Source organism: Methyloceanibacter sp. (assembly GCF_035650995.1).
Classification (GTDB): Bacteria; Pseudomonadota; Alphaproteobacteria; order Rhizobiales; family Methyloligellaceae; genus Methyloceanibacter.
In genome coordinates this window covers 1-8,906 of record NZ_DASRGO010000149.1, presented here as the reverse complement: position 1 = coordinate 8,906, position 8,906 = coordinate 1, and the positions used below count along the sequence as shown (strand labels likewise).

At 65.0% G+C, this 8,906-nt stretch carries 8 protein-coding genes, 1 tRNA gene and 1 riboswitch; of the genes, 4 read left to right on the top strand and 5 right to left on the bottom strand.

Translation table 11 applies throughout. The annotated features are described in order from the left end of the window. Window positions 1-2: 2 nt before the first annotated feature. Window positions 3-77 (bottom strand) — tRNA-Gly (locus tag VFB18_RS11120). Between the two features lie 105 nt (window positions 78-182). Between VFB18_RS11120 and VFB18_RS11115 the strand changes: the two genes are divergently transcribed. Next, a complete protein-coding gene (locus VFB18_RS11115) occupies window positions 183-1,178 on the top strand; it encodes a radical SAM protein (RefSeq protein ID WP_324974974.1) in 996 nt (331 codons plus the stop codon). Window positions 1,179-1,190: 12 nt separating this feature from the next. Here the strand turns inward: VFB18_RS11115 and VFB18_RS11110 are convergent, their stop codons facing one another. Next, complete coding sequence (locus VFB18_RS11110) at window positions 1,191-2,399, bottom strand: 2'-deoxycytidine 5'-triphosphate deaminase (RefSeq protein WP_324974973.1); 1,209 nt, start codon at window positions 2,397-2,399, stop codon at window positions 1,191-1,193. A 129-nt stretch (window positions 2,400-2,528) separates the two neighbouring features. Then, a riboswitch (SAM riboswitch) is annotated at window positions 2,529-2,606 on the top strand. A gap of 88 nt (window positions 2,607-2,694) precedes the next feature. Here VFB18_RS11110 and VFB18_RS11105 point away from each other — a divergent pair. The 3 genes from VFB18_RS11105 to argE all read left to right on the top strand — a co-directional run bounded on the left by VFB18_RS11105 (window position 2,695) and on the right by argE (window position 5,483). Beyond that, the gene (locus tag VFB18_RS11105) at window positions 2,695-3,906 is read left to right on the top strand and encodes an O-succinylhomoserine sulfhydrylase (protein WP_324974971.1); all 1,212 of its coding nucleotides are present in this window, start codon (window positions 2,695-2,697) and stop codon (window positions 3,904-3,906) included. Between the two features lie 80 nt (window positions 3,907-3,986). Then, a complete protein-coding gene (locus VFB18_RS11100; RefSeq protein WP_324974968.1) occupies window positions 3,987-4,277 on the top strand; it encodes a DUF2277 domain-containing protein in 291 nt (96 codons plus the stop codon). After that, window positions 4,278-5,483: an acetylornithine deacetylase gene (gene argE / locus VFB18_RS11095; protein WP_324974965.1), complete on the top strand. Its 1,206-nt coding sequence runs from the start codon at window positions 4,278-4,280 to the stop codon at window positions 5,481-5,483. On the opposite strand, the gene VFB18_RS11090 is transcribed toward argE, so the two are convergent. From VFB18_RS11090 to VFB18_RS11080, 3 genes are read right to left on the bottom strand one after another with little or no spacing between them, the layout of a single operon-like run. After that, a complete protein-coding gene (locus VFB18_RS11090) occupies window positions 5,480-6,412 on the bottom strand; it encodes an Hsp33 family molecular chaperone (RefSeq protein WP_324974964.1) in 933 nt (310 codons plus the stop codon). The genes argE and VFB18_RS11090 overlap by 4 nt on opposite strands. Further along, on the bottom strand, window positions 6,409-7,416 hold the full coding sequence (gene argF, locus VFB18_RS11085) for an ornithine carbamoyltransferase (RefSeq protein ID WP_324974961.1): 1,008 nt from the start codon (window positions 7,414-7,416) through the stop codon (window positions 6,409-6,411). Before argF ends, VFB18_RS11090 begins: the two co-directional genes overlap by 4 nt. A 23-nt stretch (window positions 7,417-7,439) precedes the next feature. Continuing rightward, on the bottom strand, window positions 7,440-8,624 hold the full coding sequence (locus VFB18_RS11080; protein WP_324974960.1) for an aspartate aminotransferase family protein: 1,185 nt from the start codon (window positions 8,622-8,624) through the stop codon (window positions 7,440-7,442). Window positions 8,625-8,906 lie beyond the last annotated feature (282 nt).

The following is an 8,906-nucleotide window of genomic DNA, read 5'->3' as shown; positions in this document are numbered from 1 at the left end:
ATTGGAGCGGGTGAAGGGAATCGAACCCTCGACACGTAGCTTGGGAAGCTACTGCTCTACCACTGAGCTACACCCGCGCCCGGACAAATTCATAACACGGAAGGCGCATTTGCAAATAGGCCGGCCGCCTCTCGCCATCGTGAAATGGGGTTGGCGGTTCGTGAGGCGCTTTCGCGGCAAACTTGCGTATAGTTCCGGCCATGACCGGCCTTGCCACCGCCCCCGCCCTCGCCAAGTTCGCCGACCCCGATTGGACGGCGAAGCGCGAGCGGCGTGCCCGCGTCAGGCTCGAGGCCTTGCGCACGCTGTGGATCAACACCGGGACCCTGTGCAACATCGAATGCCGGAACTGCTACATCGACTCGAGCCCTGAGAACGACCGGCTTGCCTATATCTCGAGGGCCGAGGTTCGCACCTATCTCGACGAGATTGCGCGCGACGGATGGCCGGTGCGCGAGGTGGGCTTCACCGGCGGCGAGCCGTTCATGAACCCCGACATTATCGAAATGCTCGGCGATGCGCTTGCGCGCGGGCATGCGGCGCTCGTTCTGACCAACGCCATGCAGCCCATGCTGCGGCCGCGCATGCGCGACGGACTCTTGGCGTTACGCAAGGCTTACGGCCGGCGCCTCGTCATCCGCGTCAGCCTCGATCACTACACGCGCGAGCGGCACGAAGAAGAGCGGGGGCCCTCGACTTTCGACAAGACCGTCGAAGGGATCGACTGGCTGGTGCGTGAAGGGTTCGCGCTCGCGCTTGCCGGCCGCACCATGTGGGGCGAGAGCGAGAACGAGGCCCGCGCGGGCTATGCCGTGCTTGCGGCCTTACGCGGCTGGCCCATCGATGCCTACGACCGGGCGCAACTCGTGCTGTTCCCCGAGATGGACGTTCGCGCGGACGTGCCCGAGATCACCGAAGCCTGCTGGAGCATCCTGCATAAGGACCCGCGCGAAATGATGTGTGCGTCGAGCCGAATGATAGTGAAGCGGAAAGGGGCCGATGCTCCTGCCGTGCTTCCCTGCACGCTGCTTCCCTACGATCTTGCTATCGAGATGGGCGCGACCTTGGCGGAGGCCGCCCGCGCCGACGGCGGCATGTTCGAGAGAGGCGCGGTCAAGCTCTGCCATCCGCATTGCGCCAAGTTCTGCGTGCTCGGGGGCGGCAGCTGCTCGGGCTAAGCCTGTCTGCGCTTACGGCTGCTTAAAGTGCTTGGAGAGCTTCAGCCCTTGCGCCTGGTAGTGCGAGCCGATGCCCTGGCCGTAGAGGGTATCGGGGACATCGGTCAACCGGTCGTAGACGAGGCGGCCGACGATCTGCCCGTCCTCAAGGATGAAGGGAATGTCGAGGCAGCGCACCTCGAGTACGGCCTTGGCGCCCGGGGCCTTGCCTTCCGCATAGCCGAAGCCCGGATCGAAGAAGCCGGCATAATGCACGCGATACTCGCCGATCACGGGATCGAACGGCGCCATCTCGGCGACATAGGCCGGTGGAACCGACACGCTCTCCTTGGAGGCGAGGATATAGAACTCGTGCGGATCGAGAACGAAGCGCCGGTCGCCGCCAAGCTGCACGCCCTCCCAGAATTGGTTGGCCGGGTAGGCGCCGACCGCATCGACATCGACCACGCCCGCGTAGCGACGCGCGCGATAGCCGACGAGACCGTCCGGCTGCGCCGGAGCAAGGCTGATGCTGAGATTGAGCCCCTCGCGGATCGCGGCCTCGCCTTCGACCAAGCCGACATCGGAGTGAATTTCGCGCAAGGCGCGGTCGCGCACGCGTCCCGGCCTCTCGTCGGCGTCGAGTTGCTGGCCGACTCTGCGGCGGAACCGGATCTGATTGAGGCGCGAGCCGTAGCGCACCTTGATCGAGAAGGTGCGCGGGCAGATCTCGGCGAAGAGCGGCCCGCTATAGCCTTCATCGACCGCGTCGAAGCCGTCCTGATAGTCGGCGATCAGCCGAGTGAACACGTCGAGCCGGCCGGTCGAGCTTTTCGGATTGGCGAAGGCGGCGATGGTCGAGCGGAGCTTGAGCTGCTCGATCAGCGGCACGAGATAGACGCAGCCCGCCTCGAGCACCGCACCCTTGGTCAGGTCGATCTCGTGGAACTTGAGCTCGGCGAGCTTGTCGCGCACGGTCGCGTTAGGTCCGGGAAGGAAGCTCGCGCGGATGCGGTAGGCCACCTTGCCCAGCCTCAGATCGAGGCTCGCCGGCTGGACCTGTGAGGCTTCGATCTCGGGCGCGCCGAAGATCTCGCCCGATTCGATCAGCGCGCGGATGCCCTGGCAGGGCAAAATGCCGGTGCGGGCAAAGGCGCTTCGCGAGCCTTCGCCGGGGTGCTCGGCGCGCGGATCCTCAGGCAGGGCCTCGAACAGTGCGTCGCTTTGACTTGCGGGCTGCATGGATGACGGTCTTGGCATTTTCGCGGACATCGGTCACCTAAAGCTCGGTCTTCTCCCCTCAATTCACAAGAGGTCCGCTTTGGGGGGCTCGGCAGAGAGGCTTGACGACCGCCCCGTCAAAGCGCCATGAATGCGCCTCGTGGTGATTTGGCCGGCCGGCTTGCAGCCACGTTAAACAACTCGCTAAAAGGCCGTGCGAGGCGGACTAAGCCGATCCCGGTCTTTTGGCAAAGAGCCAAAGCCCGGGTTTTTTAATGCCCGCGCCCCTTGGTTCCAGTCACAAGGAGTGAGGCCCATGGGGGCAAGAAAAGACGACAAGAAAGATACGAGCGCCTGGCGCCAGGCCACGCGGCTCGTCCACGAGGGGACGCTTCGCAGCCAGTTCGGCGAGACCTCGGAAGCCATCTTCCTCAACTCAGGCTACATCTACAACAGCGCCGAGCAGGCCGAGGCGCGGTTCAAGGGCGACGAAGAGGGCTACGTCTATAGCCGCTACGCCAACCCCACCGTCTCCATGTTCGAGGCGCGCATGTGCGCGCTCGAGGGGGCGCCGGCTGCGCGCGGAACCGCGAGCGGCATGGCCGCTGTCGCCTCCTCGCTCCTTTGTTACCTGAGGACGGGCGATCATGTCGTTTCGGCGCGGGCGCTGTTCGGGAGTTGCCGCTATATCGTCGAGGACTTGCTGCCGCGCTTCGGCATCGAGACGACACTCGTCGATGGGCGCGATCTCGATGCGTGGGCGAAGGCGGTAAGGCCGAGCACACGCGCCTTCTTCTTCGAGACGCCGACCAACCCGGTGCTCGAGCTGGTCGACATCGAGGCCGTCGCTAAGATCGCCAAGAAGGCGGGCGCGCTCGTCGTGGTGGACAATGTCTTCGCCACGCCCCTGCTCCAGCGGCCGCTCCAGCTCGGCGCCGACATCGTGGTCTATTCGGCGACCAAGCATATCGACGGCCAGGGGCGCTGCCTCGGCGGCGTGGTGCTCGGGCCGAAGGAGTTCATCGAGGAGAAGCTGCACAACTTCCTCAAGCATACCGGCCCCTCACTTAGCCCGTTCAACGCCTGGGTGATGTTGAAGGGGCTCGAAACCCTGCCGGTGCGCGTCGAGCGCCACTGCGCCTCAGCCGCCGCGCTCGCGGATTTCCTCGCCGATCGCAAGGAAATCGCCCGCGTGTTCTATCCGGGCCGCTCGGACCACCCGCAGGCCGCGATCGCCAAGAAGCAGATGGAGGGCGGCGGGCCCTTGATCGCCTTCGAAGTGAAGGGCGACAAGAAGACCGCGTTCCGTTTCACCAACGCGCTTCGCATCATTAAAATCAGCAACAATCTCGGCGACGCAAAGAGCCTGATCACGCATCCGGCGACGACGACGCATCAGCGGCTGGCGCCCGAAGTGCGCGCTGAGCTCGGGATTTTCGACACTACGTTGCGCATCTCGGTGGGGCTCGAGGACGTCGAGGACCTCAAGGCCGACCTCGACCAGGCGCTTGTTGCAGTGCAAGGATGAGGCAAGCAGGGGTGCCTTGCTCGGGGTGGAGCCCCTGTGCCACCCTTTAGGCGAGGACCGCCTATTGCATGAGGACGATCATGTGCCGGAACATCAAGATGCTGCATAATTTCGACCCGCCGGCGACCGACGAGGAAATCTACCTCTCGTCACTACAATTCGTGCGCAAGCTCGCGGGCTGCACGCGACCATCGAAGGCGAACGCAGCCGCCTTCGACCGCGCCGTCGACAAGGTCGCCCGCGCCGCACGCGAGCTGATCGACTCGCTCGTGACCGACGCGCCGCCGCGCAATCGCGAGGTCGAGGCGACGAAGGCGCGTGACCGCTCAGCCGAGCGTTTCCGTAACCAAGCCACAATCGTGTCGCGCTAGTTGACCCTCGCGAAGCAAACCAAGGCCGCTCCCCGGTCCACAAGCGCTCCCGCTTCCCTGGCGGAAGCGACCGAGCTTCTGAAGACGCTCGTCGGCTTCGACACCACGAGTGCCAAGTCGAATCTCGAGCTGATCGCCTTCATCGAGAATTATCTCAGGCATCACCGCATCGGCTCTTTGCGCGTGACCTCGGCCGACGGTCTCAAGGCGGATCTCTTCGCCACGATCGGCGGCAGCGGAGACGGTGGGGTCGCGCTTTCCGGCCACAGCGATTGCGTGCCGGTCGAAGGCCAGCGCTGGACCTCCGATCCCTTCGCCCTCACGGAGCGCCACGGCAAGCTTTACGGGCGCGGCACTTGCGACATGAAGGGCTTCATCGCCTGCGTGCTGGCCTCAGTGCCCCTATTCAAGACCGCGAAGCTCAAGGAACCGGTCCATCTCGTTGTCTCCTACGACGAGGAGGTCGGCTGCACCGGGGTGCGGCCGCTGATCGCTCGGCTCGGGCGAGACTTGCCGCGCCCGCGCGCGGTCATCGTCGGCGAGCCGACCGGCATGGCGGTGATCGATGCGCATAAGCGGATCGATGCCTATCGCACCACCGTGCACGGCCGCGAGGCGCATTCGAGCCTGCCAGGGCTCGGTGTCAATGCAATCTCCGCCGCCGCAGCGCTTGTCTGCGAGCTTGATCGGATAGGTGAGGCCGTCGCCAAGTCGGAGAACGATCCCCGCTTCGAGCCGCCCTGTTCCACGATCAGCGTCGGCACGATCAAGGGCGGCACGGCGCCCAACATCGTGCCCAAGACGTGCGACTTCAACTGGCAGGTGCGGAGCCTGCCGACGGCCTCACCGGACGAGGTGCCGGCAAGACTCGCGCGCTACGCGGAGGCCGAACTCCTGCCGAAGATGAAGGCGGTTACGGAGGAGGCCGCCATCGAGACAAAGAGCCTGCACTCGGTCCCGGCCTTCGCCGCCGGCAGCGCTTCGGAGGCCGTGGCGCTGGCGCTCAAGCTCACCGGCGCCAACGACACGCGGACCGTGTCCTACACGACGGAAGCGGGTTTGTTCGAGCTGGCGGGCTGCCCCGCCGTGATCTGCGGACCCGGCGACATCGCTCAGGCGCACGCGGCGGACGAATATGTGAGCCTCGACCAGATGGAGGCCTGCCTTGCCTTCCTCGCCGGCCTCGCGCACGAGCTCCGCGGCTAGGCGTCGGCGAAGGTCGCAGGGTCGAAGCGGTAGCGGGTATTGCAGAACTCGCAGGTAACCCACACCTCGCCGTCAACCACCATGTCGGCAAGATCCTCAGGCGAGAAGCGCCTCAACAACTCCTCGACGCGGGGGCGCGAGCAACTGCAATAGGTCTCGAGCGGAATGGCGCGATAGGCGCGCACCTGCTCCTCATGGAACAGGCGATAGAGCAGCCGGTCGGGCGACAGCGTCGGATCGAGCAACTCGTGGTCCTCGACCGTCTCGGCAAGGGCCTTGGCGCGCGTCCAATCCTCCTCCTCGAAGGCCTTGGCGCGCGCCCCCGAGCGGCCGCCCTCGCGCGTTAGCTTCTGCACGAGAAGGCCGCCGGCGCGCCAAGCGGTGCCCCTGCCGGGGCGATAGTGCCGCGCCACAGCAAGCCGGATGAAGGTCGGCAGTTGCTCCGACTGGCGGAAATAGGTATCGGCGGCCTCGGTCAGGCTGCGCCCTTCAAGGGGCACCACGCCTTGGTAACGTTCGGTTTCGGCCCCGCGGTCGATGGTCATGGCAAGATGACCTTCGCCAAGGAGCTTCGCACCGGCGGGGGAATTGGCGACTTGATCGGCCGAAAAGCGGGCATAGCCGCGCAAGCCTCCCGGCACCTGATAGTCGGCGACGAGGAGATCGACGGGCCCGTCGGTCGAGGCCTGGAGAATGAACTTGCCTTCAGACTTGAGCGAGGTGCCAAGCATCGCGGTGAGCGCAACGGCTTCGCCCAGGAGCCGGGAGACGGGCTCCGGATAATCGTGGCGTAACAGAATGGTGTCGACCGTCGGACCGAGCTTCACCAATCGCCCCAGCACATCGGCCTGCTCGGCCTGGAAGGGGAGGACCAAGTCGTCCCCCGGGATGATGAGCTCGACGGGCCGTTCTTGAGAGTGCTCCGTCATCGCCGAGCCCTGCGCGCCTTGTTGCGCGCTGTGCGCGATGTGGCTCGGGCGCGTTTGGGCGCGGCGGCTCGGCGCTCGGTCCCGGAGCGCTTCGTGCCGAGGCACCAGGCAAGGATCGCCTTCTGCACGTGAAGCCGGTTCTCAGCCTCGTCCCACACGGCCGATTGAGGCCCGTCGATCACGTCTTCCGTCACCTCATCGCCTCGATGGGCGGGCAAGCAATGCATAAAAATTGCGTTTCTGTCCGCTGCAGCCATGACGGCGCCATTGACCTGGAAGGGGCGGAGCGCCTCGTTCCGCCGCTTCGCATCATTGTCGCCCATCGAAACCCAAACATCCGTCACGATGCAATCGGCTCCACGCGCCGCCTGAAGCTTATCGTCGCACAGCTCGATGTCAGCACCTTCGGCATTGGCCCAACCGAGCAACTCTGACGAAGGCGCATAGTCCTTGGGCGAGGCGATCTTCAGCTTGAAGCCGAACCGCGCCGCAGCATGGACCCACGAAGCGGCGACATTATTGGCGTCCCCGATCCAGGCAATTGTGCGGCCTTTGATCGGACCTTTCAGCTCCTCGAAGGTCATGATGTCGGCCATGACCTGGCAAGGGTGTGAGCGGCACGTCAGCCCGTTGATGACCGGTATGCTGGCATTGGCGGCAAGCTCGGTCAGCGTCGCATGCGGGCCGGTGCGCAGCATGATCGCATCGCAATAGCGCGACAGCACGCGGGCGGTATCGGCGATGGTCTCGCCGCGGCCAAGCTGCATGTCTTGCGGATCGAGCACGATCGAGGTGCCGCCGAGCTCGTGCATGGCGACCTCGAAGGAGACGCGGGTTCTGGTCGAAGGCCGCTCGAAGATCATAGCGAGCACCGCCCCCTCGCCCAGGGTCTTCGGCCCCTTCGCCTTCTTGCGCTTGCCTTTAATAGCGACCGCGTCGTCGAGGATCGTGCGCAAGGTCTTTGCGTCCAATGCGTCGATGTCGAGAAAATGCTTTGGCGGCATGGAAAACGGCGTCTTGTCGGGGGTTACGCGGGAGCCGAGACCTTGGCGAGCGCGGCGCAGGCGGCTTCGAGCTTCGCGGCGGCAAGCTCGATCTCGGCTTCGCCAATGATGAGCGGCGGCAGGAGGCGGACGACGTTATCTCCCGCTTGGACGGTGAGCATCTTCTCGGCGCGCAAGGCCTCGAGCAATTTCTGGTTCGGTACCTTGCATTTCAGCCCGAGCATGAGACCCTGCCCGCGCACCTCCTCGATGATGTCGGGGTGCTCGTCCTTTAGAGCGGCGAGGCGCTGCTTGAGCCTTAGGCCCATCTGGGCCACGCGATCGAGAAAGCCGTCGGCGAGCATGACGTCGAGCACGGCATTGCCCACGGCCATCGCCAGCGGGTTGCCCCCGAAGGTCGAGCCGTGGCTGCCCGCGGTCATCGCCTCGCCCACGACCTCGGTGGTAAGGCAGGCGCCGACCGGAAAGCCGCCGCCGAGCCCCTTGGCGACCGCCATGATGTCGGGGGTCATGCCCGCCCATTCATGGGCGAACAGCCGCCCCGTGCGGCCCATGCCGGTCTGCACCTCGTCGAACAGGAGAAGGATGCCCTTCTCGTCGGCGAGAGCGCGCAAGTCCTGGAGGAAGCGCCAGGAGACTTCGCGCATGCCTCCCTCGCCCAAGATCGGCTCGATGAGGATGCCGGCGGTCTCCTCGCCGATCGCGGCCTCGACGGCTTCGATATCGAACACGCCGACCTGGTCGAAGCCGTCGACCTTGGGACCGAAGCCTTCGAGATGCTTCGCTTGGCCGCCCGCTGCGATAGTCGCGAGTGTCCGCCCATGAAAGGCACCCTCGAAGGTGACGAGCCGGTAGCGCTCAGGCGCGCCGTTCTTGAAGTGATAGCGGCGTGCCGCCTTGATCGAGCATTCGACCGCCTCGGCGCCCGAGTTGGCGAAGAACACACGGTCGGCGAAGCTCGCCGCGCATAGCCGCTCGGCAAGACGCTCCTGCTCGGGAATGCGATGCAAATTCGACACGTGCCAGAGTTTCCTCGCCTGGCTTGTCAGGGCATCGACGAGATGAGGATGAGCGTGACCGAGCGCAGTGACGGCGACGCCGCTTCCGAAATCGAGATAACGGTCGCCCGACGCCGTGTAGAGAAAGGCGCCTTCTCCCCGCGCGAAGGCAAGATCGCTGCGGGCGTAAGTCGGAAAGAGGGCCGACATCAAACTGCGCTGTCCTTGAAACAAAATTGCCGCCGACCCGGCGGCAGCAAGGAAAGTCAGAGCATTAGGTCTCGCGCTTTCGCCTGTCAATCGGCGCTGCGCGCCGCTTATCCAATGCTTCTCCACGCTTCTATCAACGGGCATGTTTGTGTTCTGTCTGAAGAAGTGGCAGAATCCCCTCGTTCCGGTGGAAAACGGAGAGGACAGGCGTGGCGGACGCTTGCCGGATTCTCCCGGATATAGTAGCGTAATAACCGCTCGGCTACCAGATGTCGTGGGTGC